Source organism: Bradyrhizobium sp. UFLA03-84, assembly GCF_002289535.1.
Lineage (GTDB): Bacteria > Pseudomonadota > Alphaproteobacteria > Rhizobiales > Xanthobacteraceae > Bradyrhizobium > Bradyrhizobium viridifuturi.
Genome location: NZ_NSJY01000013.1, coordinates 378,055 through 403,806, shown reverse-complemented (window position 1 = coordinate 403,806; position 25,752 = coordinate 378,055). Strand labels below are relative to the sequence as shown.

The following is a 25,752-nucleotide window of genomic DNA, read 5'->3' as shown; positions in this document are numbered from 1 at the left end:
TTCCGGGGCGCGCGCAGCGCGGGCCCGGAATCCATTTCGCCACGGAACATGCTGCCCGATGGGCTCCGGGCTCATCGCTTCGCGATGCCCCGGAATGACGGGTGGAGGGAGCGAGGGCTACGCCCCTGCCTTGGCGTCCTGGATCGCCTGCCAGATCTTCACCGGCGTCAGCGGCGTATTCAGCTGGGTGATGCCGACCTCGCTCAGCGCATCCATCACGCCATTGGTGATGCAGGGCGGCCCGCCGATCGCGCCGGACTCGCCACAGCCCTTGGCGCCCAGCGGATTGGTCTTGCAGGGCGCTGAGGGATCGAGCGTCACTGACATCGGCGGAATGTCCGAAGCGCGCGGGATGCAATAGTCCTGATAGCTTGCGGTCAGCAGCTGGCCTTCCTCGCTGTAGGCCACGCCCTCGTAGAGCGCCTGGCCGATGCCCTGGACGACGCCGCCATGCACCTGCCCGGTCACCAGCATCGGATTGACCGCGACGCCGACGTCATCGACCGTGGTGTAGCGCACCACGCGCGTGACGCCGGTCTCCGGATCGATCTCGACCTCGCAGATATGGGTGCCGTTCGGCCAGCTCGGCCCGTCGACATTGCCCTCGCTCTCGACCGAGAGCTTGGCGCCTTTTTCCTTGGCTGCGATCTCGAACAGGCTGATGCGCTTGTCGGTGCCGACCACGGTGAGGAAGCCGTCACGATACTCGATATCCTCGACGGAGGCTTCCAGCAGATTGGAGGCCTTGTCGCGCGCCTTGTTGATCATGTCGTTGCTGGAGACCGCAACCGCGGTGCCGCCGACGAACAGCGAGCGCGAGCCGACGCTGCCGAAGCCGGTAGCAAGATCGGTGTCGCCCTGGATCACGTCGATCTTGTCCATGCCGATGCCGAGCGTATCGGCGATCATCTGGCTGTAGGTGGTGGCGAGGCCCTGCCCCATCGCCATGGTGCCGGAGTGCAGGACGACGCGGCCTTCGGCGGTCGCATGCAGCGAGACGTTCTCGGTGTGGGCACGGCCACCGGTCCACTCGATGTAGCTGGTAAGGCCGCGGCCGTAGAGCAGGCCCTTCTTCTTGGCCGCCTTCTTGCGCGCGGCAAAGCCGTTCCAGTCGGCGAGATCGGACGCGCGCTCCAGCATGTGAGCGAAGGCGCCGGAGTCGTACACCTGCCCGACCGCATTGGTGTAGGGCAACTGCGCCGGCTTGATGTAATTGACCTTGCGGATGGTGCGCGGATCCATGCCGATCTGGCGCGCGGCGGCGTCGAACAGCCGCTCGACGATGAACACCGCCTCGGGCCTGCCCGCGCCACGATAGGCACCGACCGGCGCGGTATGGGTCATTACCGACTTCACCTCGAAATGCACCAACGGCAGATCGTAGACGCCGGTCTGCACGAACGGGCCGAGCACCAGCGGAATGATGTTGGCGGTGCCCGACGAGTACGCGCCGGTGCCGCCGATCGAGCGCACCCGATAGGCCAGCACGCGGCCCTTGGCGTCGAGCGCGAACTCGCCGGTCGAGGTCAGGTCGCGGCCGTGGGTGCCGCCGACGAACTCGTCGGTGCGATCGCCGCGCCAGCGGATCTTCTCGTTCAGCTTAGTCGCGGCATAGGCGACGATGCCGTCTTCTGGATACAGGCTGGTCTTCTGGCCGAAGCCGCCGCCGATGTCGCCGACCAGCACGCGCACGCTGTCCTTCGGCCGCTTCAGGATCGATTCCGCCAGCAGGTCGCGGGTCGAGCCCGGGGTCTGCGACTGCACATGCAGAATGAGCCGGCCGGTCTTCTTCTCGATCTCGGCAATGGTCGAGCGCGGCTCCATCGCCGACGGCACCAGGCGCTGGCTGACCAGGTCGAGCGACACCTTGTGCGCGGCGCTTGCAAATGCTTCCTCGACCTTGGCGGCATCGCCATAGCTCATCGCGGCCACGATGTTGTCGGGCGCCTCCGGCCAGACCGCCGGCGCGCCGGGCTTGATCGCCTCGACCGGATCGACCACCGAGGGCAGCACCTCGTAATCGATCTCGATCGCCTCCGCCGCGGTCTGCGCCAGCGTCCGCGAGGTCGCCACAACAGCAGCAACACCCTCGCCGGCATAGCGCACCACCTCATGCGCCAGCAGGCGCCGCGGCGGCACGGTCATCGGCGAGCCGTCGGGCCGCTTGAAGATCGCGAGCGTCGGCAGCGTGCCGATATCGTCATTCACGAGGTCGGCGCCGGTATAGACCGCCTTGACGCCGGGCATCTCCAGCGCCGCCTTGGCGTCGATCGACTTGATGTTGGCGTGGGCATGCGGCGAGCGCAGCACGTGCAGCCAGAGCGCACCGTCCTGCGGCTTGTCGTCGATGAAATGCCCCTTCCCGGTGACCAGCCGCTGGTCTTCCAGACGCTTGACAGGCTGGCCCGCACCAAAACGCAAATTGCCGGGAAGAATGTTCATCGAAGGGTCCTTGAGTTCGGAAATTTCGGCGGGTTTTAACGGATTTTCGGCGCGAGACAACACGCGTCCGCCGTCATTCTCGGTGCGCAATTGCGCACCTGGGGGCGCCTTGGCGCGAGCCCGGAATGACGAAGTAGTGAGAACCTATGCAACGCGCAAGCCAGTTTCAGGCAACATCGCGCAACGCGGCCTCGACCACCTTGCGCTGCTCGGCCGTCAGCGGCGCCTGCGGCGGCACGGGGTCGCCGACATCGTAGCCCTGGCTCGCGAGCCCGGCCTTGATGCAGGCGGCGAGGTTGAAGCGGGCGAACGCCTCGTTGATGCGCCAGAGCTTGCGCTGCAGGACCATCGCTTCGTCCCAGCGAGCGCGGCGGCAGAGATTGTAGAGCTCGACGCTCTGCTGCGGGATGATGCAGGCCGGGCCTGCCATCCAGCCATGGCCGCCGATCAGCATCACCGCCGCCGGGATATGGGCGGACGCCGAGAACACTTTCAGGCTGTCGCCGCAGCGGTTCATGATCGACAGCAGCCGGCCGGTATTGGTCGAGGCATCCTTGATGTAGCCGATCCGCGGATGCTCGGCGAGGCGCGCGATGACGTCGAGGGTGAGGTCGGAACGCTGGAAATTCGGGTTGGTGTAGATCACGACGGGAATATCGACCGCGTCGGCGATGGCGCGGAAATAGGCTTCCACCTGCGCATCACTGAGCGGAAAATACGCCTCCAGGATCGCGAGAATGCCGGCGGCACCACGCTTCTGATAGGCCTTGGCCTGGGCCACCGCATCGGCCGTCGAGGTCGAGGCGACGCCGGCAACCACGGGCACGCGACCCTGCGCGGCCTCGATCGTGGTCGCCACCACCTGCATGCGCTGCGCATTGTTGAGATAGGCGAACTCGCCGGTCGAGCCGAGCGGCGTCAGCCCATGGACGCCGGCCTTGATCAGATCGTCGCAGAGCCGGCCGAGCACCTCGGTGCGGACATGGCCGGCGGGATCGACCGGGGACACCAGATATGGGAAGACGCCGTGGAAATCAGCCATTTGCGAGCCTCGTTGACGGCGAGACATAATCGGGATCGTGCGCAAAGGGAAGCGGCTCGCCGCTGCGCAGGGCGCCGAGCACCGCTGCAAAGTCGGTTACCGCGCGGAAACCGAGCAGCCGTTCGGCCTTGCCCGCGTCGTAGATGCGGCCGATCGATTTCGGCAGCTGCCAACCCTGCCGCGCGAACAGCGCCGGCGCATCGGGGAAGTAGCGCGCGATCACGCCAGCCGCGTTCGTCTTCAGGTCAGCCACATCGCTTCGCGTAAACGGCGTCGGCGCACTGATCACGAACACCTCGAAGCCACGGATTTTCTCCAGCGCCACGACATGGGCGTCGGCAGCATCCTCGACCGTGAGGCGGCGGTACAGCAGCTCGGTCGCCTTCAGGTTCTCGCCATGAATGTCAACGATCGTGTCATCTTCCTCGGGGAAGAAGCGGCTGGTGCGCAGCACGGCGCAATTGAGGCCATGCTCGCGGCTGTAGAGCCGGCACAGGCCTTCGGCGGTGAGTTTCGTCACTCCGTAGATGTTGCGCGGCTCGAGCGGTCCCGTGGTCTCGTCGAGCCACACCGCGGCATGGCCTTCCTCGTCGCGGATCGCCTGGGAGATCATCAGCGAAGTCGTCGAGGTGAACACGAAGCGATCATGGCCGGCGGCCACGGCGGCTTGCAGCAGGTTGAGCGTGCCTGACACGTTGACATCGACGAAGGCCTGCGGCCCGAACCGCGCGATGTCAGGCTTGTGCAGCGCGCCCCCATGGATCACGGCCTCGATCCCATGATCGGCGAACACCCGATCGACCACCGAGTGTTCGGCCACCGAGCCGACCACATCGGTCGCCTCACCCGGGACCACGTCGAGGCCGACCACATCATGGCCGGCCTGTCGAAGCCGCGGCGCAAGGAAGCGGCCGAGCCAGCCCGAGGAGCCGGTCAACAATACACGCATGACTTCCGCCCGGCCCCGCGCCTTCAGAACACCTTGGCGATCGCGGCCTGCGCATCGCCCTGGATCTTTTTCAGATGATCCGGCCCGCGGAAGCTCTCGGCGTAGATCTTGTAGACATCCTCGGTGCCGGAGGGACGCGCGGCGAACCAGCCGGCGTCGCTCTCGACCTTGATGCCGCCGAACGGCTGATCGTTGCCTGGCGCCTTGGTACGGACGGCGCGCACCGCATCGCCGGCGAGCTCGGTCATGTTGAGTTGCTCGGGCCCGAGCGCCTTCAACGCGTTCTTCTGCTTCGGCGTCGCCGCGACGTCAATGCGCTCGTAATAGGGCACGCCGAGCTCTGCGGTGAGTTCATTGAACAATTCACTGGGATCGCGGCCGGTCTTGGCGATGATCTCCGCCGCCAGAAGGCCGAGGATGATGCCGTCCTTGTCGGTGGTCCATACCGTGCCGTCGCGCTTGAGGAACGAGGCGCCGGCGCTCTCCTCGCCGGCGAAGCCGAAGCCGCCGCTGCCGAGCCCGTCGACGAACCATTTGAAGCCAACCGGCGTCTCGACCAGTTTGCGGCCCAGCTTCTTGGCGACGCGATCGATGATCGAACTCGACACGATGGTCTTGCCGATCGCGGCGTCCTTGCTCCATTGTGGCCGGTGCGCGAACAGATAGGCGATCGCGGTGGCGAGGAAATGGTTCGGGTTCATCAGCCCGTTCGAACGCGTCACGATGCCGTGGCGGTCTGCGTCGGTGTCGTTGGCAAAGGCAACGTCGAAGCGGTCGCGCATCCCGATCAGGCTGGCCATCGCAAAAGGAGACGAGCAGTCCATCCGGATCTTGCCGTCCCAGTCGGCGGTCATGAAGCGGAAGGTCGGATCGACCGCATTGTTGACGACTGACGCGTTGATGCCGTAGCGCGCGATGATCGGCTGCCAGTAATGCACCGCCGCGCCGCCGAGCGGATCGATCCCGATCTTGACGCCGGCCGACTTGATCAGCGCGAGATCGACGGTGTTGCCGAGATCGGCGACGTAAGGCGTGATGAAGTCGTGCAGATGCGTGGTCGCGGCCTTGCGCGCGCGGTCATACGGCATCCGCGCGACGCCCTTGAGCCCAGCCTCGATGTAACGGTTGGCGTTCTTCTCGACCACGCCGGTGACGTCGGTGTCGGCCGGGCCGCCATGCGGCGGATTGTATTTGTAGCCGCCGTCCTCCGGCGGGTTATGTGACGGCGTGATGACGACGCCGTCGGCCAGGCCCGTGCTGCGGCCCTTGTTGTAACTCAGGATGGCATGCGAGATCACCGGCGTCGGGGTGTAGCCGCCCTGCGCATCGATCATGATCTCGACGCCGTTCGCCGCGAACACCTCGACAGCGCTGGCCAGCGCCGGCTCGGCCAGCGCATGGGTATCGATGCCGATGAACAGCGGCCCGGTCATGCCCTTTTCGCGGCGGTAATCGCAGATCGCCTGCGTGGTGGCGAGGATGTGGTCCTCGTTGAAGGAGTTCTTCAGCGAAGAGCCGCGATGGCCGGAGGTGCCGAAGGCAACCCGCTGGGTCGGATCGCTCGGGTCGGGCTTGCCGACGAAATACGCCGTGACCAGCCGCGGCACATTGGCGAGCGCAGAGGGATCGATGGGTTTGCCGGCGGCGGGATTTGGTGCAGTCACGTGACCTCTCAGATCTGGTATCGCCGACCATCAGCACAACGGGTGATGTTGCGGCGTGCTACCATGGCGGCTTACGTTCAATCAAGCCGAGGGCTTTTCGTTCCCTGCCATCAGCGGCAATCCGCTATTCGACGTCGATCTGCTGCACCTTCTCGCGCAGTTCGTCGACCAGCACCCGCTTGTTCTCGGTATAGTCGATCGGCACCACGACGAGGTGTACGCCGCCGCCGGAGAACGCCCGCTCCAGGGTCGGGACGATCGCCTCCGTGCTCTCGATCCGTGAACCCTTGGCGCCGTAGCTCTCGGCATATTTGACGAAATCCGGATTGCCGAAGGTGAGGCCGAAATCCGGGAAATTGTCGACCGCCTGCTTCCAGCGGATCATGCCGTAGGCGGAGTCCTCCAGGATCAGGATCACCAGATTGAGCTTGAGGCGGACCGCCGTCTCGAGCTCCTGCGAATTCATCATGAAGCCACCGTCGCCGCACACCGCGAGCACGCGGTTCTTCGGATACAGCATCGCCGCCATCATCGCCGACGGCAGGCCGGCGCCCATGGTCGCCAGCGCGTTGTCGAGCAGCAGCGAGTTCGCCAGCAGCGTGCGGTAGTTGCGCGCGAACCAGATCTTGTACATGCCGTTGTCGAGCGCGACGATGCCGTCTTCCGGGATCACCTGCCGCACATCGTGCACGATGCGCTGCGGCGTCGGCGGCCAGCGGCCCTCGGTGGCGCGGTCGGTGATCTTGGCCAAGATGCTCTCGCGCAGGCTGAGCAGCGCGCTGGCATGCGGCAGCTTGCCCTCGAGCCGGTCGGCCAGCAATTCGAGGCTCGGGCCGACATCGCCGATCACCTCGCATTGCGGGAAATAGACCTGTTCGACATTGGCCGGCATGTAGCTGACATGGACCACCTGCGGGCCCTTCGGCCCCATGATGAAGGGCGGTTTCTCGATCGTGTCGTGACCGATCGCAATGATCAGGTCGGCGCGGTCGATCGCCTCATGCACATAGTCGCGCTCGCTCAGCGCGGCGGTCCCCATGTATTGATTGGTGCCGCCGGACACCGTGCCCTTGCCCATCTGGGTGGTGAAGAACGGGATCTTCGTTCGCCGCACGAAGTCGCCGATGCCCGCGGTCGAGCGCGGGCGCGATGCCGCAGCACCGAGCATGATCAGCGGACGCTGCGCCTTCAGGATCATGTCGGCGGCGCGGTCGAGCGCGGCCGCGTGCGCGATCGGAATTTCGATCGGATGCGGGTGCACCAGCTCGACCGGCGCGGTTTCTTCGCCTGCAATGTCCTCCGGCAGTTCGAGCAGCACCGGCCCCGGCCGCTCCTGGGTCGCGATCCGGAACGCGTCACGGACCAGCGTCGGAATCGTCGCGCCGCTAACGATCTGCAGCGACAGCTTGGTCAGCGGCCGGAAGGTGTTGACGATGTCGACGATCTGGAACTTGGCCTGCCGGCTGCTCAGAATGCCCTTCTGCCCGGTGAGCATCACCATCGGCATCGCGCCGAGCAGCGCATAGGCCGCGCCGGTGGTCAGGTTGAGCGCGCCCGGGCCGAGCGTGGTGATGCAGACGCCGGGCTTTCCGGTCAGCCGGCCGTAGGTCGCCGCCATGAAAGCGGCCGCCTGCTCGTGGCGCGTCACGATCAGCTTGATCGAGGATTTGCGCAGGCTCTCGACGACGTCGAGGTTCTCCTCGCCGGGAACGCCGAACACCCGTTCCACGCCCTCGTTCTCGAGGGCCGCGACCAGCAAATCGGAACCTTTGACCATCTCAGCCTCACATCGTTGATTGCATGCCGCCCACGCAGCATAGCCGCATCACGCGCCGCCGGAAACTCCCTCGCGATCTCACGGCTTGCGCGCCCTGATCCATGCATCGGCGGCAGGGAGCACGCGCTGGGAGAGATCGGCCGAGATCGCGATCGCCTGCAAGGCGCGCGCCACCATCACCCGGCCGCCGCTGGTCGATTGCGACGGGGCAAAAGCGGCAAGCTCCGCAGCATGGGCCTGATCGGTAAAATTGGTCATGACATTCGGCACGAACTGGTCGCGGAAGTTCGGCCCCTGCCTGGCGAGCAGCGCGTCGAAATTGGCCTGGACGAAGTCCCAGGCGAGTTGCGGCTGCTCGCCCGCGGACGCAACCGCGTTGATCATCCCGGTGACGATCGTGTCCGGCAATTCGTTGGTCAGCGTCAACGCTAGCGTTGCGCGCGCCAGTTCGGCGTCGCGGGCGCCGGCGGCGGCGAAGTAATAGCGCAGCCGCTCATTGGTGACCGTGCTGTTGCGCGCCAGCGTCAGCAGCCTGTCGTAGGTGGTCCGATCGGCGGTGATGCCGACGACATGGGTGACCGCATCGCGCAGCGTGGTCGGAAGCGCGCTGGGATCGTCGAGGAACGCCGCGAAGCGCCGCTTCGCCTCCGCCACCACGGAGGTATCACCGAGGTCGCCCAGCGCCGAGATCAGGCTCGCGCGCAACAGCGCGGCGTCATCGTCGCCCGAGCCGCTGCCATCCCATCCGATCCGATCGAACACCGGGCGCAGCTTCGCCCGGGCATAAGCCTGGATCACCGGCCGCTCGGCACGGTCGCGCGACAGGCGGTTGAGCGTGAGAAGTGTCGAGATCACCTGATCCCACACCGCGCGATGATCGCCGGCATCGAGCGCGTCGAGCAGCGCGAGGTAGGACGGCGGCTCGGCACGGCCCGCCTGCACCAGCGCCCAGCTGTCGGTGACGACGTTGAGCCGGTCCTCGACCTGCATTTGCGGGAAAGCGTTCAGCAATGCCCCGCGGTTCTTCAGGCCATATTCGACCCTGTAGTAGCCGACGTCGCCGAGATTGACCTTGATCGCATCGCCGCAGGCGCCGGCCGGAATATCGGCGCTGCCCTGCAGGAGGATCTCGTCAAAGGCCTTGCCGTGCGCCGGTCCTGCGGCAATAGGAATTTGCCAGCTGTGGGCCGGCAGTGGCGGATCGTTGGCCGGCGCGATCACGAAGCGGTCCTGCCGCAAGGTCAGGCGCTGCACGCCGCCATCGCAGGTCGTCTCGGCCACGACCAGCGGAACACCGTCCTGCTCGGTGAACGAGGCGGCGATGCCGGTGATCGGTTTACCGCCGGATTGTTCGAGCGCCTGCCAGAGATCGGCTGTGGTGGAATTGCTGTAGGCGTGCGCGGCCATGTATTTGCGGATGCCGTCGCGGAACGGCTGCTCGCCGAGATAATTCTCCAGCATCCGGATCAGCGCCTGCCCCTTGTTGTAGGTGATCGCATCGAACGCCGTGACCGCCTCGCTGTGATCGGCGATCGGCTGCTGCACCGGATGCGAGGTGCGGCGCGCATCGAGCGCCATCGCGAACTGCTTGGCGCCATAGCCGTTCAGCCAGCTCTGCCATTGCGGATAGAACTGCTCCGAAGCCTTGGTCGCCATCCAGCTGGCAAAGCCTTCGTTGAGCCAGAGATTGTCCCACCACGCCATGGTGACGAGATCGCCGAACCACATATGCGCCATCTCGTGCGCGATGATGCCGAAGATACCGCGCTTGGCCGTCCCTGCATTCGTGGCGGGATCGAACAGCAGCCGGCTCTCGAAGAAGGTGATCGCGCCCCAATTCTCCATCGCGCCGCCGAACCCGCCGGGAACGGCGATCAAGTCGAGCTTCGGCAGCGGATATTTCACGCCGAAATAGTCGTTGTAGTAGCCGAGCAGCTTCACCGCGCTGTCGAGCGCAAATCGGCCCTTCCCGCTCTTGCCCGCCGTCGTCACCACGCCGACCGTGACGCCGCCGGCATCCGCCGTGACCCGTTCGAGTTCGCCGACCGTGAGCTCGAAGAGATAGGTCGACATTCTCGGCGTCGGTGCGAACGCGACCTTCTTCAGATCGCCGGCGACCGGCGCCTCGCTCGCGACGGGCATGTTGCCGACCGCGAGCAGGTTGCGCGGGATCACGACGGTCAACGCGAAGCTCGCCTTGAATGACGGCTCGTCCCAGCACGGGAAGATCCGCCGTGCATCCGCCGGCTCCAGCTTGCTGGAGATCAGCCGCTTGATCCCGGCAGGGGTCGGGTAATCGACCGAGAACAGGCCGGTGCCGAACCTGTTGATCTGCGCCGTGAAGGCGATGCGCAGTCTGTGCCGGCCGACGGCAAGCGGCTTGGCGAAGGTCAAGGTCGCGGTCTGCGCGGTGGCGTCGGTCGAAACCTCCGCGCGCTGCGCGCCATCATCGATCGTGACCTCGGCAAACGTCGTGCTGATCGCATTCAGCGTGAGCTGCGCGGTGGCCTCGCGCACCTCGATGTCGACGGTCTCGATGCCCGGCAATGCGAGGCTGGCGAAGTCAGGCGTCAGCTCGATCGCATAACTCAGCGGGACAACCGTCTTCGGCAGCTTTCCGGGCGTGCTGTCGAACGAGAATGTCTGCTCGGCCTGTGCGCCTGCGGCCGTGACGAGCAGCAAGCCGATCGCCGTGGCAAGACGACGCAGCAGCGCGATTCGAACATGGGTTGCAGGCTTGCTCATCGCGCGCGGCTCACGAGATCTCGGGATTTTCGGAGGTCAGTCCGGGGGGACGTAGCAGGCAATCTAGTAGAGAAAATGTCGCCACAAAACTGACAACTCCGCGACATTGAGATCACAATGGGGCGCATCAATCGGTACGCCGTTCGCCACCGCGCTGCGGCCTCACGGCCCTTGTTGCTCAACCGCAGGGTGGAAGGTTAACCTGCGACCGGCATTCCAGCCGCAGCGTCCGTCGACGGGAGACAATGATGTTCGGTAAGTTCTCGCGTCGGCAGTTTGCGGGCCTTGCAGGCCTCTCGGCGCTCGGCCTGTCGGCCCCGGGACAGGCGGCGAACCACGCTCCACGGCCGAACGGCGCGAATTTTCCTCCGGGCTTCGTCTGGGGCACCGCGACCTCGTCCTACCAGGTCGAGGGCGCGGTCAATGAGGACGGCCGCGGCCCGTCGATCTGGGACACCTTCACCCACACATCGGGCAAGATCGAGGACGGCTCGACCGGCGATCGCGCCAACGACCATTATCATCGCTACAAGGGGGATGTCCGCCTCATCAAGGACCTCGGCGCCAAGGCGTATCGGTTCTCGATCGCCTGGCCGCGGGTGTTTCCCGATGGCAGCGGCGCACCAAATCCGAAGGGCCTCGACTTCTACAACCGCCTGGTCGACGAACTGCTCGCGAACGGCATCGAGCCTTACGCCACGCTCTATCACTGGGACCTGCCGCAGGCGCTGCAGGACCGCGTCGGCGGCTGGCGCTCGCGCGACACCGCGAAGGCGTTCGGCGACTACGCCGGCTATGTGGCGCAGCGGTTGACCGACCGGGTCAAGAACATCTTCACCCTCAACGAGGTCGGGCGCTTCCTGCCCTTCGGCTATGCGCTCGGCGTCGACGCGCCGGGGCTGACGCTGCCGCCGGCCGAGGTGAACCAGGCACGCCACCACGTCGCGCTGGCGCATGGGCTCGCGGTGCAGGCGATCCGCGCCAAGGGCCGCGCTGGCACACGGGTCGGACCGGCCGAGAACATCACCGCCTGCGTGCCCGCGTTCAACACGCCGGAGAACATTCGCGCCACCGAGATCGCGACGCGCGAGCTCAATGCCGGTTTCCTCGGCGTCCTCCTCGAAGGCAAGTACACAGAGGCCTTCCTGCAATATGCCGGTGCCGACGCGCCCAAATTCACCGCCGAGGATCTGAAGATCATCTCGCAGCCCAACGATTTCGTCGGGCTCAACATCTATGCGCCGCACTGCTATGTCCTCGCCACCGACAGCGCGCCCGGCTGGAAGCCGCTGCCGATGCCGGCCTCGTTCCCGCATATGAATTCCGATTGGCTGCGGATCGCGCCGGAGACGATCTACTGGGCGCCGCGGATTGCGGCCAAGCTGTGGAACATCAAGAGCATCTATATCAGCGAGAACGGCACCTCCGGCGAGGACAAGGTGCAGCCGGACGGACAGATCTACGATCTCGACCGCATCATGTTCCTGCGCAACTACCTCGCCCAGCTGCAACGCGCGACCGCCGACGGCGTCCCGGTCCACGGCTATTTCCTGTGGAGCCTGATGGACAATTTCGAATGGATCTTCGGCTATGCGAAGCGCTTCGGCCTCTATCGCGTGGATTTCGAGACCCAGGCGCGGGTGCCGAAACTGAGCGCCGCATTCTATCGCGACGTGATCGCGCGCAACGCGATCGGGGTGTGACCTATTCGGCCTGCGGCCGCGCGCCGGACCACGCCCGCCTGAGCAAATCGCGGATCCCGCTCTCCTCGATCGGCCGCGGATTCCAGTAGGGGTTTTTGGTCGTCAGTGCAGCTGCCTTTGCGATGCCGTCCTCGGACATGCCGATCTCGGCAAGCGAGCGCGGCGCGCCGAGTTTTACGGAGAGATCGAACAGGCCGTCGGCCGCGTCAGCCGCTCCAAGCGCCCGCGCGGCGCGGCCGATCGCGTCGCGTGCGGCCGGCGTGTTGTAGGCGATGGTGTGCGGCAACAGCACCGCATGGGTCTCGGCATGCGGCAGGTCGAATAGCGCGCCGACGGTGTGGCAGAGCTTGTGATGCAGCGCCATGCCGACGGTGCCGAGGCAGACCGCGCACAACCATGCGCCATACAGCGCATCGGAGCGCGCGTCGAGATCGCGCGGCCGCGCGATCACCTCCGGCAGCGACGACGCGAGTTTTGCAATCGCCTCTTCCGCCATCAGCGAGGTGATCGGATTGCCGTCGCGTGCATACAGCGCCTCGGCTGCATGCGCGATCGCATTGAGGCCCGAGATCGCGGAGAACTTCGCCGGCATCGAGAGCGTCAGGTTGACGTCGTAGATCACAGCCTCCGGCAATATCTTCGGCGATGACTGCGTGGTCTTGACGCCGTCCACGGTCTCGCCGAGCACCGGCGTCATCTCGGAGCCGGCATAGCTGGTCGGCACGATCAGCTGCGGCAGGTCGGTGCGCAGCGCGATCGCCTTGCTCAGGCCGGTCGCGGCGCCTGCGCCGATCGCAACAACGCCGTCAGGCTCCAACTCGCGGACCAACTGCATGGCGCGCTCGGTGACCGCGACCGGCGTGTGCACGACCGCGCCGTCGAACACGCCAGCCATGCGGCCACCAGTCAAGCCTGCGAGATCGCCGAGCTCGGCCTGCTGCCGCCGGCTCGCCAGCACCAGCGCGCGCTCGATGGCGAGCCGGTCGAGCTCGTCGGCCAGCTGCGCGACCGTGCCGGTCCCGAACACGACCCGCATCGGGCTGACTTGATAGGTGAATGATTGCGCCACGGCGATTTCCAGAACGTTGATCAGCCGCGGCGCCAGTCGCGCGGCGTGCAGCCGAAGCGATGCCGGAACCGCCGGGTGAAATGCGACAGGTCGGAGAAGCCCCAGTCGAATGCGATGTCACCGATCGCGCGCCTGGCGATCGCGGGATCCCTGAGGTCTCGCGCCGCGCCGTCGAGGCGACGGTCCATCAAATGACTGACGAATGTGGTGCCCGCGCGTTCGAACAGCTTATGGACGTAGCGCTCGCTGATGCCGATCCCGGCCGCGATGGCGGCGACGCCGAGCCCAGGCTCGCGCAGCCTTCGGTCCACGGCACGGCGCAGCGCGAGCCACGTCGCATCCGCAAGACCCGCGCTCTCGGCAACGCCTTCGCGACCGGAGCGCGACAGGCTGAGCGCGACGAGGTCGAGCAGCACGCTGAACAGCTGCGCGTTGTCTGCGTCCGAGGCACGAAGCGCTGAGGTGTTCAGGACCTGCGCCGTCTCGGTGATGAGATGGCCGACGAATGGATCATCGGACACCCGCGCCGGGGCCACCTCCGGCGCCGACGGCAGCCGTTCGTCCAGCGCCTCGGCCGGCACCCAGAACGATGCGACCTGCAGCACGGGGCCGCGGTCGTGCAGCAGCGAGAAGCGCTGCCCGCTGTCGAAAATCCCGACCTGTCCGGGCGACAGGCTGATCTCGCGCCCCGCCTGCTGGATGCGGCAGCGGCCGGCGAGCTTGAGATTGAGGTAGTAGCAGCGCCGGCTGGATGCGGCGATGTCGGCGGCCGAGCGCCGCACGACATGCTCCGGAAAATTGACCCGGTTGACCGCCCCGTCCCCGAGCCCGACGGTCTCGACCCGCGCGATGAAGCCCGGCGTCGCCGGCGGCTCCGGCGTTAGGTTCATGAAGGCCTGGCAGATCGCCTCGCGATAATAGGCGAACTGCTCGCCCGGCCTGGTGTCCGCGGTATTCCAGCTCAGCCTGCGCGAGCGATCCGCGGCGGCGATTTGCTGCATCAGTTCACTCCGAGCCCAATCCGGTTCGGTTACAGCCAAGCGCGTTCCGCGGGTCCAGGTCAATATCGATCAGGAAGCGCTTGAGCTTGCGCGTATCCCGGGCCGTCCCGGACGCCGCAACCGATCTGACCAATGCATGCAGGGAGGTACAACATGTCGACCTATGTTCTCGTCCATGGCGCCTGGCATACCGGCGCCGAATTCGAACCGGTTGCGGCGGCCATCCGCAAGGCCGGCCATGTCGTCCACACCCCGACCATCAGGGGTAACCGCCCCGGCGACAGGAAGGACTCCGGCCTCCCCGAGGCGATCCGGTCGATCGTGGATTATCTCGCCGAGCACGACCTCAGGGACGTCGTGCTGGTCGGCCACAGCTATGGCGGCATGGTGATCACGGGCGTCGCGGACGCCGCCGCCAGTCGCATCCGCCGGCTGGTGTACTGGAACGCGTTCGTGCCGAACAATGGCGAGTGCCTCAACGACATGGTGCCGCCGCACTATCGCGGCCTGTTCGACGCCATCCATGCCGAGCGCGGCGACGGCTCTGTGGTGCTGCCGTTCCCGATCTGGCGCGAGGCGTTCATCAACGACGCCGATCTCGAGACCGCGCAGCGGACCTATGACGTCCTCAATCCGCACCCGCTGAAGACCTTCGAGGACAAGATCGTCCTGCGGACCAATCCGGCCGAGATGCCGATCGCGAAATCCTACGTCAACTGCACCGAGGACACCGCGATGCCGCACAGCCTACCCTGGCATCCGCGGCTGTCGGAGAAGCTCGGGCTGTTCCGCCTGGTCCAGGTGCCGGGCAGCCACGAGCTGTGCTTCTCCAATCCCGAGCGCCTGGCGCAAGCCTTCCTCGACGCCGGCCGCGATTAGGCGGCTGCCGTATACACAGGCGCGGTCGCCAGGAAGCGCGCATAGGCGTCCGCGTCCGGCGGCGTGAACTTTTCGACGAGCGGATTGCGGCGCGACGCCTTGGTGCCGATGTCCGCGAGCAGCTCGTCGAAATGCTTGAAGTGATAGGGCGCGACGCACAGCCCGCCATAGACGCCCGCGGCCGGACGCTCCACGCGCTTGAAGTTCAGCATCATCGCGATGTTGTCGTGCATCTCGGCCGCGCTCGGCTGCCGCGCGAGCTGCCCGTCGGCATAGCGCACCAGCCAGTTCGCCGCGAGATCCGCACACAGCACGGTGCAGAAGCTCGAATTGAAGCCAACGAAGCCCATGTCCGGCAGATCGGGATTGGCGATCAGCCGGTAGAGCCGGTACTGCCCGTCGGGCTCGACCAGCTTCTTCTGATACTCCTCGGGCAGGAACGGCACGCCGAGCTTGTAGCCGATCGCGAGCACGGCGACATCGGCCGCGACACGCTGGCCGCCGCTCATCACGATGGTCTTGCCGTCATAATGATCGAAGGTACCCAGCACCGCCTTGATCCGGCCATCGGCGACCATCGGGTAGAAGCCTGGGGTTGCGATCGGCACCGAGCAGTTGACGCCGTCCTCGATGCGCTCCTTCGGCACCATGCCACACTGCTTCAGCTTGAGCTGCATCTTCAGCATGCTCTCGAGCCCGCGCCAGTTCGCCCAGACGAACGGCTTGGCCACGACATGCGCGAGCCGCGCCATCGGCCCGATGCCCCAACTCGCGAACATCTGCTCCTGGGCGCGGATGTAGAGGATGCGTTTGAAGTTGACGAGGCCGCCGACGAAATAGGGGATCCGCCAGACCGGCTCGCGAAACACGATGGTGACTTCGCTGGCGCCGGAATTGACCGCGTTCACCGCGATGTCAGTCGCCGATTTGGAGCCGCCGAGCACGACCACCTTGCGGCCCTTGGCAAGACCGGGATCGCCGTATTGCGACGAATGCAGGATCTTGCCGCCCTGCGCCTTGAAGCCGTCCTCGCCGGGCAGCGGCAGCGACTGCGGCTCGTTGAATTGCCCGGTGCAGACCGCGACGAAGTCGAAATCCTCATGTCCGGTGGCGCCGTCGCTCGAGCGCAGCGCGAGCGTCCAGCCCGGCTTGCCGTCGGCGCGGCGCTGCATGCCCTCGACCCTGGTGTTGAACCGCATTGCGCCCTCGAGCCCATGGCTGCGTGCATAATCGCGCAGATAAGCATGGACCTGCGGCCCCTTCGGCCATTCCGGGTAGGACTCCGGCATCGCCTTGTCGGTGTAGCGATAGAGCTCCTTCGGGCTCTGGGTCTGCACGTCGGGATAGGAGCGCGCCGGCTCCCAGACCCCGCCGAGATCGCCGCTGCGCTCGATGATGGTCACCCGGTGGCCGCGCCCGGCGAAGGCCTTGCCGGCGGCGAGCCCGGAAATGCCGGCGCCGATGACGCACACACGCTTCTGCTTGACCATGAAACCGCTCCCAGATGAATGAACAGATGCAAATTTCGTCGGCGCGCACATCCCCGTCATCGCCGGAGCCAGCTCCGGCGATTGCCGCCTCGTGTGCGTCGTCTGTTTGGCAGCCGGCCTAGTCGTTGGCTTCCGGCGGCAGGAAGTCCACCTCGTGCTCGGCGGAAATACGCACCACCTCGACGGGGTCCTGCAGATTGTGCAGCTTCTCGAACAGCGCCTCGAGCTTCTGCATCGGCGACACCCAGAACAGCGCCCGCGCCGGCTTGTCCGACTTGTTGAAATAGCCGTGCGGAATGCCGCGCGGCATGCGCACGAGGTCGCCGGCCTTGGCCTGCACCCAGACGCCGTCGAGCTTGAGGTCGAGCACGCCCTCCTGCACCAGGATGAACTCGTCCTGGGTCGGATGGATGTGCACCGGCACGAACTGGCCGGGATCGCTGTTGGTCTCGAACGCGAAGGTCGAATCGGTCACCGCCTTCGGGTAGTAGACCTGGCCGAGGATATTCCAGGTCTTGCCGCCGTAGCCGGTGCCGGATCGGGTAATGCCTTTCTCGAGCGTGCCCATGTCAGCCTCTCCAGTTTTGATGTGCATTGCGGACACGGAGCCTGTCGCCAGCCGGTGGGGCTGTCTAGCCGATAAACGAATCCGCACCTGATACGACCATGCTGCAATGCGGGAGCATGGAGCCGGGTCGCGTCTGCCCAATGCCACCGCATCGCCTGCGTGCCGATCGGGCTGATTGCGTGACGAAACGGCGTTCCCCTTTGGCGACGAATGGACTAGGCTGCCCGATGTTTTAGACCTCAAACAACTCCGGACGGCCGGCGTGACAGCTGTTGGCGACGAGGTTTCGGCAAGGGCAAATCCTGCGAGGGCAAGGCTGAAGGATTTCGCGCGCGTGGCGACGGCCCGCGTCGACGATGCGGCCGAAGCGATCGGCCGCATCTTCTGTCCGCACGATCTGACGCCGGTCGATCATTCCGAGCGCCATTTCTCCGCGCATCACAATTGCGCCGGCTTCGACGGGTTCTCGGTCAACTATGTCGCCTATGGCGGATCGGTCGCGATCAATCCGGGCTGCCTCGACCGCTTCTTCCTGCTGCAGATGCCGCTGTCCGGCTCGGCTACGGTGCGGACCGCCGCGCGCGAGCTCAGCACCGGGCCACAACACTGTGCTTCGCTGCTGTCGCCGACCATTCCGACCGAGATGACCTGGCGCGGCGACTGCGCCCAGCTCATCGTGCTGCTCGACCGCAAGCTGGTGGAGCATCGCGCCGCGGCGCTTGGCGGCGTGCCGGTGCGGCCGGTCGAGTTCGATCCGGCGGTCGAATTGAGCGGGCAGCTCGGGCAGACGCTCTCGGCCAGGATCGAGCAGCTGGTGGCGACCGCCGAGCAGCTCGGACCGCGCAAATCCCTGTCCGCGGTCGCGGCGGCCGATTGGCGCGAACACTTGCTCAACGTCCTGCTCAACGGCCAGCGCAATAGCCTGAGCGCGGCGATCGATGTCTTCAACGGCCGCACCGAGGCGCAGCCGGCGGCACTGAAGCGCGTGCGGGCGTATCTGGAGACGCGCGCGACCGAGCCGCTGGATCTCGCCGAGCTTGCGAAGATCGCCGGCACCGGCGTCCGCGCGCTGCAACTCGGCTTCCGCCGCCACTTCGGCACCACCGTCTCCGAGATGCTGCTCGACATCCGCCTCGCCCATCTCAACGCCCGTCTCAAGACGGCGCGGCCGGGCGAACGCATCGTCGACATTGCATTCGACCTCGGCTTTACCCATCTGAGCCGGATGGCGAGCGCCTACCGCGCGAAGTTCGGCGAGAGCCCGAAGGCGACCCTGCAGCGGCTGAGCTGAGCGGTGGTTCCGGGCGAGGCGTCCCGGCCCTGCCCATCCGGCCAGTTTCGCTGCCGGCCGCAACATCCCAGATTGCGGGAAGCCAACGGAGTTTCCCATGACCGAACCGAACATCCTTGCCTCGCTATCGTCAGCCCTGTCAGAGACCATTGCGCGCGCTGCGCCGTCGGTCGTCTCCGTGCATTCGCATCGCGCGCGCGCCTCGGGCTTTGTCTGGAAGGCCGGCCTGATCGTCACCGCCGACGAAGCGCTGGCCGACGAGGGCGAGATCGAGATCCAGTTCGCCGACGGCAGCCGCAGGCAAGCCACCGTCGCCGGACGCGACCACACCACCGACATCGCCCTGCTGCGCGTCGATGGCGACGTCGCGCAGATCAAGCTGTCGACCGATGTCCCCGCGCTCGGATCGCTCGCGGTGCTCGTCGCGGCCGACCGCGGCGCGGCGGTCGCGCGGCTCGGCATGGTGTCGCGGTCAGGCGCCGCCTGGCGCAGCCTGCGCGGCGGCGAGATCGACGCGCGGATCGAGCTCGACGTCCGGCTGCGGCACAGCCAGCAGGGCGGGCTGGCGCTGAATGCCGCCGGTGTGCCGTTCGGCATGGCCGTGCTCGGCCCGCGCCGCGTGCTGACGATTCCGGCCGCGACCATCGAGCGGGTCGCAGCCCAGCTCGAGAAGAGCGGCCGCATCGCGCGCGGGTATCTCGGCGTCGGCTTGCAGCCGGTCCGTCTCGACGACGGCCTCGGCGCGATGGTGATGAATGTCGACAAGGCCGGCCCATCCGCTGCCGCCGGCATCCGCCAGGGCGACGTGATCATTGCCGTCGACGGTGAGAAACTGTCGGGCGTGCGCGCGCTGTCGCGCGGCCTCGGGCCGCAGAGCGTCGGCAGCATCGTCGAGCTGACCGTGCATCGCGGCGGAGAGCCGATGACATTCAAGGTCACAGTCGGAGAGAGGCCCGAGACGTGAGCAGTGAGCCTGCCGCCGACATCGTCATTGCGCTCGAGATCGACGACCCCGCCCTCGCCGACCGGCTGGCGACATTGCTCGGCAGCGTCGCCGGCCTGCGGCTGGCCGCGCCCGGCGAGCAGGCAGCGGCCGCGATCGTCGCACGTAACCGCGAGGCCGCCGGCGGCGACTTCGAGCTGACGCCGCGCGAGCTCGACGTGCTGGCGCTGATGGCCGAAGGCGCATCCAACAAGGTGATCGCCCAGCGGCTTGGAATTTCCGTCCACACCGCAAAATTCCATGTCGGCTCCCTGCTCGACAAGCTCGACGCCACCGGCCGCACCGACGCCGTCGCACACGCCGCACGACGCGGCGTGATCAATTTGTGATGGCTGGGCGGAGACCTTCTCCATAACTGGAGAGAATGAAGATCTCTCCAAACGTCGTCCCTGCGAAAGCAGGGACCCATACTCCGCGGGAGTTGACGCGTCGTTCCAGCGATGCGCAGCAATGAACATCGGTGGTTATGGGTCCCTGCTTTCGCAGGGACGACACTGAACGTGTTCCGCGGCGCACACGCGGCCCAAATCAGTAATTGCGAAAATTCCGCCACGCGGACGTCTAGACCAAATGCGTAAGTAATCGACCGGATACAGACGCCCCCTCGATCTCGCTATGCACTCTTCAGCCAACAAGAAGAAACGGCATGAAGAAGCTGATCGATCGTCACCGGGACATTCCATATACGCTCACCAACATCGAACCCGACCTTTGGAGCTGGTCATTCGAAATCAACGGCAAGATCAAGCGCGGCACCACGCGCGCGCGGCTCGACCTGCTGGCGCAGCGCCGGGTCTGCACGCTGATCGATCGCGAATTAAAAGGCGTGGAAAGAGGCAAGCCGAAGAAGCCTGACTAGGCCAGCCGCCTCGCCGCCGACCTGGCCCAAGGTTTGGCGCAAGGCTTGTCCTAAAGGCTTGGTCTCCGGCTCAAAGCATCATGACGCCGCGAGCACGGTCGCAGCGATCTCGAGCCGCGGTCCGGCGTAGCGCCGGTCGTCCGGCCCATGCTGTCCGCAGCCGACGCTCCAGAGCGCGGGCCACGACAACTGCTCGAGCCCCGTCGCCGATATCGCAGCGAACGACGTCCAACTGATGTCACCGCGGCGTCGCCACAGCACGCCGCCGGGTCCCATGTCCGGATAGAAGGCGATGTCGAGGTCGAAATCCCGCTCATCACCGACATCCGGACCGACCCAATAGTGTGGACTGCGCCCATGCTCGCGCCCGAGGATCAGCGTGAGCGTCTGGTTCGGTCCGCGCAGGCCGAGCCAGAGCGGCGCGATCATGTCAGGCACCGGCGTGCAGAGCAGCGTTTGCGGCGCCGCTACTCCGGCGGCGGTGCGGCCTGACAATCTCAGGGCGACGACCGTCGCCGGCGCCGGTGTCCTGGACAATGGCGCAGGGCTGATCCCGTGCGGCAATGGCAACCACGCCGCCTGCTCGAAAGACGGCAGCGGCCATGCGAGCTGCTCGCGGATGGCGCCTTCGGTGTCGAGCACCTGATAGCGGAGACCGCGCTGATCGAGCGCGGCCTGCACGCAATGCAGATACTCGACGCCCTCGGGCATCCGGTGCGCGGTGCCTGCGCCGGCGGTGCAGATCTGCAGCACCCCGCGATGGACCTGGACGTCGAAAGCGAGGATGTGGCTGCAGACATAGGCGGTCACGCCGGCGCGGACCAGGATATCCCAGAAGCGCGCTGTATTCGTGGCCGATCTCGCGCTGATAGCTGCCGCTGAAGCCATTGATGGGGTAGACCGGATGATGACCCAGCACCAGCTTGTATGTTGCGTCCTTGTGCTGTTCGAGGACCGCGCCCAGCCAGTCGGTCTCGACGTGGCCCTCGCCGCCGAGTCCGCTCCACAGCGTGTGCACGAACACCATCAGCAGGTCGTCGCGGCGGACCCAGTAGGACAGGCCTTCATGACCGGGCGGACCGTTGTGCGGCAGCTTCAGCACCTCGCGAAACACCGCCTCGCTCATCTCGTCATAGGTGGTGTGGTTGCCGGTCGTGTGCCACAGCGGCACCGCGCGGCGGTCGAGCCAGCCCATTTCGGTATCAAGCCAGTGCCGCCATTGCGCGCGCAACGCCTCGGCATCGGCGGTGAGGCCGATGATCTCGTCACCGGGGAAGAGAATGAATTCGGGCGCAGGATGCAGCCGGCGGACCACATCGTTGACCGATGCGAAGGTCCGCTCGTGCAGCGCGCCGGCGACCCCCGAGCAGGCGTCGGCATAGATCACGAACTGGTGGCCCGAATTTCTCGGCAACAGAGACGGAATTGCATCATGCATGGTCGGACCACGTCCTCGCGAGCCACATCATAGGGGAAGGCAGACCGATCGCTCAAGGCGGCGATCCGCATGCGAGGTCGCGGGTCGGGGCTCTCGGAGTCGTTCGGTCCGACGACGGGGGTTCCTGCACACCAAGACGTGAGTTTCGGAAATGCTGGTCTGCCGGCAGGCGCTAGGCGGCGGTGCCGCAAGCTGCTAGCGTTTTGCGCTTCAGATTGCCTTAGTTGAGGATCGGAGCAAATGGACAACCGTAGTGATGTTTGGCGCGGCGTCGACGCGATCAAGCCGCGTTTCATCGAATTGAGCGACCGGGTCTGGGCAATGCCCGAGGTCTGCTACACCGAGGCGCGCTCCTCCGCCGAACATCTGGCCGAACTGCGCCACCAGGGTTTCCGCATCACCGAGAACCTCGCCGACATTCCAACCGCCGTGATGGGCGAATGGGGTGAAGGCGGCCCCGTGATCGCCTTCCTCGGCGAATATGACGCCCTGCCCGGCCTCAGCCAGGAAGCCGGCATCGCCGAGCATCGTCCGGTCGAGACCGGCGGCCACGGCCATGGCTGCGGCCACAATCTGCTCGGCTCTTCCGCATTGCTCGCCGCGACCGCGGTGAAGGACTGGCTCGCCGCCAACAAGGTGCCGGGCCGGGTGCGCTATTACGGCTGTCCCGCCGAAGAAGGCGGCGCTGCAAAGGCCTTCATGGTGCGCTGTGGCGCGTTCGAGGACGCCGACATCGCCATCACCTGGCATCCGCACAGCTTCTGGGAGGTGGCGGTGACGCCGTCGCTCGCCAACACCCGGGCCGACTTCATCTTCACCGGGCGCACCTCACATGCGGCGGCCTCGCCGCATCTCGGCCGCAGCGCGCTCGATGCGGTGGAATTGATGAATGTCGGCGTCAACTACATGCGCGAGCACATGCCGAGCGATGCCCGCGTGCATTACGCGCTGCTCGACACCGGCGGCATCGCGCCGAACGTGGTGCAGGCCCATGCCCGGGTGCGCTATTCGATCCGCGCCCGCGACCTGCCCGGCATGAACGAACTGGTCGAGCGCGTGCACAAGATTGCGCAGGGCGCAGCCCTGATGACCGAGACCAAGGTCGAGATGAAGATCATCTCCGCGGTCTCCAACATCCTGCCCAACACCCCGCTGGAACAGACGCTGCACCGGATCATGGAAGATCTCGGCCCGCCGCATTTCGACGATGCCGACAAGGATTTCGCCGGCAAGATCCGCGCGACCCTGACCGACAAGGACATCGCCTCGGTCTATTATGCGATCGGCATGGACCCGACCGACCGGCCGCTGGCCGATTTCCTGGTGCCGATCGACGCCAAGCGCAATCCGCTGATCGGCTCGACCGATGTCGGCGACGTCAGCTGGGTGGTGCCGACGGTGCAGGTCCATGCACCGACGGTTGCAATCGGCACGCCGTTCCACACCTGGCAGGTTGTGGCACAGGGCAAGACGCCGGCCGCGCACAAGGCGATGGTGCAGGCCGCCAAGGCGATGGCCGGCCTCGGCGTCAAGGCGCTGATGGAGCCGGAGCTGATCGCGGCCGCCAAGGCCGATCTCAAGAAGCGGACCACCCGAACGCCCTATGTCAGTCCGCTGCCGGCGGATGTTGCACCGCCGTTGAACATGTCGGTCGCCTGAGCGCCGCATCCTGCGGGCCGGACCTGCGCTTCGATGCGCAGGCCGGCAGCCGCTTCGCGCGAAAATATGGTTGCGTGGCAAAAAAGCATCTCGGAACAAAGGATAACGAACAAATTTTCCGCAGTGCGAGGCACGCATCAGCGCGCTTTGGCGCCGATATGCTGAACTGATGTGCGCCCAGGAGAGGTTCTGCACAAGCGATAGCCAAAAGACCTAGACGCTGAAGGGCGGGAGGCGTTGACCTTCGCGTTCATTCGGTGTGCCATCTGCCGCCAGAACGGCGGCCGGTTCCAAGGCCCGCCGCAAACACACGTGAGCCGGACCGAGGGGACTATGTTCGACAATAATCTGCGAGGCATGATCGACGACGTGAAGGACGGACGGATGGACCGCCGGGCCTTCGTCAAGCGAATGATTGCCGTCGGCCTCACCGCGCCGATGGCCAACCAGATTCTGGCGATCGGCGGCGTCGCGATGGCGCAGAGCCCCAACCCCTACAAGCCGACCAAGCGCGGCGGCGGCGGTCCGCTGAAGCTGTTGTGGTGGCAGGGCCCGACCCTGCTCAATCCGCATTTCGCCACCGGCACCAAGGACCAGGACGGCTCGCGCATCTTCTACGAGCCGCTGGCAAGCTGGGACGTCGACGGTCATCTCAACCCGATCCTCGCCGCCGAGATCCCGTCGATCCAGAATGGCGGACTTTCCGCCGACGCCAAGACGGTGACCTGGAAACTCAAACCGGGCGTCAAATGGCACGACGGCAAGCCGGTGACGGCCGACGATCTGGTGTTCAACTGGGAATATGCCAGCGACCCTGCGACCGCCGCCGTCTCGATTGAGACCTACAGCGGCCTGACCGTCGAAAAGATCGACGACCTCACGGTCCGCATCAATTTCAAGAAGCCGACGCCGTTCTGGGCCAATGCCTTTGTCGGGGCCTATGGCTGCATCATCCCGAAGCATCTGTTCGCGGATTACAAGGGCGGCAAGTCCCGCGAGGCACCCAACAATCTGAAACCCGTCGGCACCGGCCCGTATAAGTTCGTCGAGTTCAAGCCGGGCGATCTGATCCGCGGCGAGATCAACCCCGACTACCATATGGCCCACCGTCCATTCTTCGACACGATCGAGATGAAGGGTGGCGGCGATGCCGTCTCGGCCGCGCGCGCGGTGATCCAGACCGGCGAATATGATTTCGCCTGGAATATCCAGGTCGAAGACGAAGTGCTGCTGCGGCTCGAAAAGGGCGGCAAGGGCAAGGCCCTGTTCGCAGTCGGCGGCGACATCGAGTTCATTGCGATCAACTTCACCGACCCCAACACCGAAGTCGATGGCGAGCGCTCGTCGATCAAGACCAAGCATCCGATCCTGTCCGATCCCCGCGTGCGCCAGGCGTTGGCGCTGCTGGTCGACCGCGACTCCGTCAAGAAGGCGATCTACGGCCGTGCCGGCCGCACCACCGCCAACTATCTCAACGGCCCCGAGGAGTTCGTCTCCAAGAACACCAAGTGGGAGTTCTCGGTCGAGAAGGCGAGCGCGCTGCTCGAGCAGGCGGGCTGGAAGCCGGGCTCCGACGGCATCCGCGAGAAGGACGGCAAGAAGCTCAAGCTGTTGTACCAGACCTCGATCAACGGGCCGCGGCAGAAGACCCAGGCGATCGTCAAGCAGGCCTGCCAAAAGGCCGGCATCGATGTCGAGCTGAAATCGGTGGTGGCTTCGGTGTTTTTCTCCTCGGACGTCGCCAACCCCGACACCTACGCCCACTTCTACGCCGACATCGAGATGTTCCAGATCCCGATGACCCAGCCCGATCCCGCTCTGCACATGCGCCGCTACCACTCGCGCAACATCGCCACCAAGGAGAACAAGTGGCAGGGGCCGAACTTCCCGCGCTGGGCCAACAAGGAATTCGATGCCGCGATCGACGCGGCCGATACCGAAACCGATCCGATCAAGCGGGCCGACCTCTACATCAAGGGCAATGACCTGATGTGGCAGGACAATGTGATGATCCCCGTGATGCATCGGCTCGCGGTGGAGGCCTCCTCCAACACGCTGCGGCCAGCGCTCTCGGGCTGGGCCAACCAAACCGACAATCTGCAAGACTGGTATCGTGAAAGCTGAGCCGTGAGGGGCTCTATCCGCGAGCGCGCCGAATGGTGAGTTCGCGGAG

At 65.9% G+C, this 25,752-nt stretch carries 20 protein-coding genes; 8 read left to right on the top strand and 12 right to left on the bottom strand.

All coding sequences use genetic code 11. The features are described 5' to 3' along the window. Window positions 1–117 precede the first annotated feature (117 nt). The 6 genes from CK489_RS15985 to CK489_RS15960 form a co-directional block, all read right to left on the bottom strand. A complete protein-coding gene (locus CK489_RS15985) occupies window positions 118–2,442 on the bottom strand; it encodes a xanthine dehydrogenase family protein molybdopterin-binding subunit (RefSeq protein ID WP_095732933.1) in 2,325 nt (774 codons plus the stop codon). 166 nt (window positions 2,443–2,608) lie between these two features. Continuing rightward, on the bottom strand, window positions 2,609–3,484 hold the full coding sequence (locus CK489_RS15980; protein WP_095732932.1) for a dihydrodipicolinate synthase family protein: 876 nt from the start codon (window positions 3,482–3,484) through the stop codon (window positions 2,609–2,611). Further along, window positions 3,477–4,433 carry an NAD-dependent epimerase/dehydratase family protein gene (locus tag CK489_RS15975; RefSeq protein ID WP_095732931.1) on the bottom strand — a complete coding sequence of 319 codons (957 nt, stop codon included), beginning with the start codon at window positions 4,431–4,433 and terminating at the stop codon, window positions 3,477–3,479. The genes CK489_RS15980 and CK489_RS15975 overlap by 8 nt, the downstream gene beginning before the upstream one ends. 23 nt (window positions 4,434–4,456) lie before the next feature. Next, window positions 4,457–6,097 carry a phosphoglucomutase (alpha-D-glucose-1,6-bisphosphate-dependent) gene (pgm, locus tag CK489_RS15970; RefSeq protein WP_095732930.1) on the bottom strand — a complete coding sequence of 547 codons (1,641 nt, stop codon included), beginning with the start codon at window positions 6,095–6,097 and terminating at the stop codon, window positions 4,457–4,459. Between the two features lie 124 nt (window positions 6,098–6,221). Beyond that, a complete protein-coding gene (locus CK489_RS15965) occupies window positions 6,222–7,874 on the bottom strand; it encodes an acetolactate synthase large subunit (RefSeq protein ID WP_095732929.1) in 1,653 nt (550 codons plus the stop codon). Between the two features lie 78 nt (window positions 7,875–7,952). After that, window positions 7,953–10,619: a M1 family metallopeptidase gene (locus tag CK489_RS15960; RefSeq protein WP_095732928.1), complete on the bottom strand. Its 2,667-nt coding sequence runs from the start codon at window positions 10,617–10,619 to the stop codon at window positions 7,953–7,955. 248 nt (window positions 10,620–10,867) lie between these two features. On the opposite strand from CK489_RS15960, the gene CK489_RS15955 reads away from it, so the two are divergent. Further along, window positions 10,868–12,322 carry a GH1 family beta-glucosidase gene (locus CK489_RS15955; RefSeq protein ID WP_095733657.1) on the top strand — a complete coding sequence of 485 codons (1,455 nt, stop codon included), beginning with the start codon at window positions 10,868–10,870 and terminating at the stop codon, window positions 12,320–12,322. 1 nt (window position 12,323) lies between these two features. Here CK489_RS15955 and CK489_RS15950 read toward each other — a convergent pair whose 3' ends face one another. Both CK489_RS15950 and CK489_RS15945 read right to left on the bottom strand, forming a co-directional pair. Next, window positions 12,324–13,391: a maleylacetate reductase gene (locus CK489_RS15950; protein WP_095732927.1), complete on the bottom strand. Its 1,068-nt coding sequence runs from the start codon at window positions 13,389–13,391 to the stop codon at window positions 12,324–12,326. A gap of 20 nt (window positions 13,392–13,411) precedes the next feature. Then, a complete protein-coding gene (locus CK489_RS15945) occupies window positions 13,412–14,392 on the bottom strand; it encodes a helix-turn-helix domain-containing protein (RefSeq protein ID WP_095732926.1) in 981 nt (326 codons plus the stop codon). A gap of 153 nt (window positions 14,393–14,545) precedes the next feature. Between CK489_RS15945 and CK489_RS15940 the strand changes: the two genes are divergently transcribed. Then, window positions 14,546–15,271, top strand: coding sequence for an alpha/beta hydrolase (locus tag CK489_RS15940; protein WP_095732925.1), 726 nt, complete (start codon window positions 14,546–14,548; stop codon window positions 15,269–15,271). Here CK489_RS15940 and CK489_RS15935 read toward each other — a convergent pair. Both CK489_RS15935 and CK489_RS15930 read right to left on the bottom strand, forming a co-directional pair. Next, complete coding sequence (locus CK489_RS15935; protein WP_095732924.1) at window positions 15,268–16,761, bottom strand: flavin-containing monooxygenase; 1,494 nt, start codon at window positions 16,759–16,761, stop codon at window positions 15,268–15,270. The two genes, CK489_RS15940 and CK489_RS15935, sit on opposite strands and share 4 nt — an antisense overlap. A gap of 118 nt (window positions 16,762–16,879) precedes the next feature. Next, complete coding sequence (locus CK489_RS15930) at window positions 16,880–17,329, bottom strand: cupin domain-containing protein (protein ID WP_050628150.1); 450 nt, start codon at window positions 17,327–17,329, stop codon at window positions 16,880–16,882. Between the two features lie 262 nt (window positions 17,330–17,591). Here CK489_RS15930 and CK489_RS15925 point away from each other — a divergent pair, with 262 nt between their 5' ends. The 4 genes from CK489_RS15925 to CK489_RS15910 all read left to right on the top strand — a co-directional run bounded on the left by CK489_RS15925 (window position 17,592) and on the right by CK489_RS15910 (window position 20,482). Further along, window positions 17,592–18,620, top strand: coding sequence for an AraC family transcriptional regulator (locus CK489_RS15925; RefSeq protein ID WP_198960936.1), 1,029 nt, complete (start codon window positions 17,592–17,594; stop codon window positions 18,618–18,620). A gap of 97 nt (window positions 18,621–18,717) precedes the next feature. Further along, entirely contained in the window at window positions 18,718–19,584 is an 867-nt protein-coding gene (locus tag CK489_RS15920; RefSeq protein WP_095732922.1) for a S1C family serine protease, read from the top strand. Beyond that, window positions 19,581–19,952, top strand: coding sequence for a response regulator transcription factor (locus CK489_RS15915; protein ID WP_095732921.1), 372 nt, complete (start codon window positions 19,581–19,583; stop codon window positions 19,950–19,952). The genes CK489_RS15920 and CK489_RS15915 overlap by 4 nt, the downstream gene beginning before the upstream one ends. A gap of 317 nt (window positions 19,953–20,269) precedes the next feature. Next, window positions 20,270–20,482, top strand: a complete 213-nt coding sequence (locus tag CK489_RS15910; RefSeq protein WP_095732920.1) for a hypothetical protein — start codon at window positions 20,270–20,272, stop codon at window positions 20,480–20,482. A gap of 78 nt (window positions 20,483–20,560) precedes the next feature. On the opposite strand, the gene CK489_RS42280 is transcribed toward CK489_RS15910, so the two are convergent. Continuing rightward, on the bottom strand, window positions 20,561–20,911 hold the full coding sequence (locus CK489_RS42280) for a hypothetical protein (RefSeq protein ID WP_245350389.1): 351 nt from the start codon (window positions 20,909–20,911) through the stop codon (window positions 20,561–20,563). 1 nt (window position 20,912) lies between these two features. Next, a complete protein-coding gene (locus CK489_RS15905) occupies window positions 20,913–21,869 on the bottom strand; it encodes a metallophosphoesterase family protein (protein ID WP_245350388.1) in 957 nt (318 codons plus the stop codon). Window positions 21,870–22,160: 291 nt separating this feature from the next. Here CK489_RS15905 and CK489_RS15900 point away from each other — a divergent pair, with 291 nt between their 5' ends. Then, the gene (locus tag CK489_RS15900) at window positions 22,161–23,579 is read left to right on the top strand and encodes a M20 family metallopeptidase (RefSeq protein ID WP_095732919.1); all 1,419 of its coding nucleotides are present in this window, start codon (window positions 22,161–22,163) and stop codon (window positions 23,577–23,579) included. A gap of 333 nt (window positions 23,580–23,912) precedes the next feature. Further along, the gene (locus tag CK489_RS15895; protein ID WP_095732918.1) at window positions 23,913–25,703 is read left to right on the top strand and encodes a peptide ABC transporter substrate-binding protein; all 1,791 of its coding nucleotides are present in this window, start codon (window positions 23,913–23,915) and stop codon (window positions 25,701–25,703) included. Window positions 25,704–25,752 lie beyond the last annotated feature (49 nt).

Excerpts from the sequence above, each read along its gene's own strand:
- CK489_RS15965 (WP_095732929.1), bottom strand. The coding sequence starts at position 7,874 with ATGGTCAAAGGTTCCGATTTGCTGGTCGCGGCCCTCGAGAACGAGGGC.
- CK489_RS15980 (WP_095732932.1), bottom strand. The coding sequence starts at position 3,484 with ATGGCTGATTTCCACGGCGTCTTCCCATATCTGGTGTCCCCGGTCGAT.
- CK489_RS15935 (WP_095732924.1), bottom strand. The coding sequence starts at position 16,761 with ATGGTCAAGCAGAAGCGTGTGTGCGTCATCGGCGCCGGCATTTCCGGG.
- CK489_RS42280 (WP_245350389.1), bottom strand. The coding sequence starts at position 20,911 with ATGATCGCGCCGCTCTGGCTCGGCCTGCGCGGACCGAACCAGACGCTC.
- CK489_RS15985 (WP_095732933.1), bottom strand. The coding sequence starts at position 2,442 with ATGAACATTCTTCCCGGCAATTTGCGTTTTGGTGCGGGCCAGCCTGTC.
- CK489_RS15900 (WP_095732919.1), top strand. The coding sequence starts at position 22,161 with ATGGACAACCGTAGTGATGTTTGGCGCGGCGTCGACGCGATCAAGCCG.
- CK489_RS15910 (WP_095732920.1), top strand. The coding sequence starts at position 20,270 with ATGAAGAAGCTGATCGATCGTCACCGGGACATTCCATATACGCTCACC.
- CK489_RS15930 (WP_050628150.1), bottom strand. The coding sequence starts at position 17,329 with ATGGGCACGCTCGAGAAAGGCATTACCCGATCCGGCACCGGCTACGGC.
- CK489_RS15960 (WP_095732928.1), bottom strand. The coding sequence starts at position 10,619 with ATGAGCAAGCCTGCAACCCATGTTCGAATCGCGCTGCTGCGTCGTCTT.
- CK489_RS15940 (WP_095732925.1), top strand. The coding sequence starts at position 14,546 with ATGTCGACCTATGTTCTCGTCCATGGCGCCTGGCATACCGGCGCCGAA.
- CK489_RS15920 (WP_095732922.1), top strand. The coding sequence starts at position 18,718 with ATGACCGAACCGAACATCCTTGCCTCGCTATCGTCAGCCCTGTCAGAG.
- CK489_RS15945 (WP_095732926.1), bottom strand. The coding sequence starts at position 14,392 with ATGCAGCAAATCGCCGCCGCGGATCGCTCGCGCAGGCTGAGCTGGAAT.
- CK489_RS15955 (WP_095733657.1), top strand. The coding sequence starts at position 10,868 with ATGTTCGGTAAGTTCTCGCGTCGGCAGTTTGCGGGCCTTGCAGGCCTC.
- CK489_RS15895 (WP_095732918.1), top strand. The coding sequence starts at position 23,913 with ATGTTCGACAATAATCTGCGAGGCATGATCGACGACGTGAAGGACGGA.
- CK489_RS15975 (WP_095732931.1), bottom strand. The coding sequence starts at position 4,433 with ATGCGTGTATTGTTGACCGGCTCCTCGGGCTGGCTCGGCCGCTTCCTT.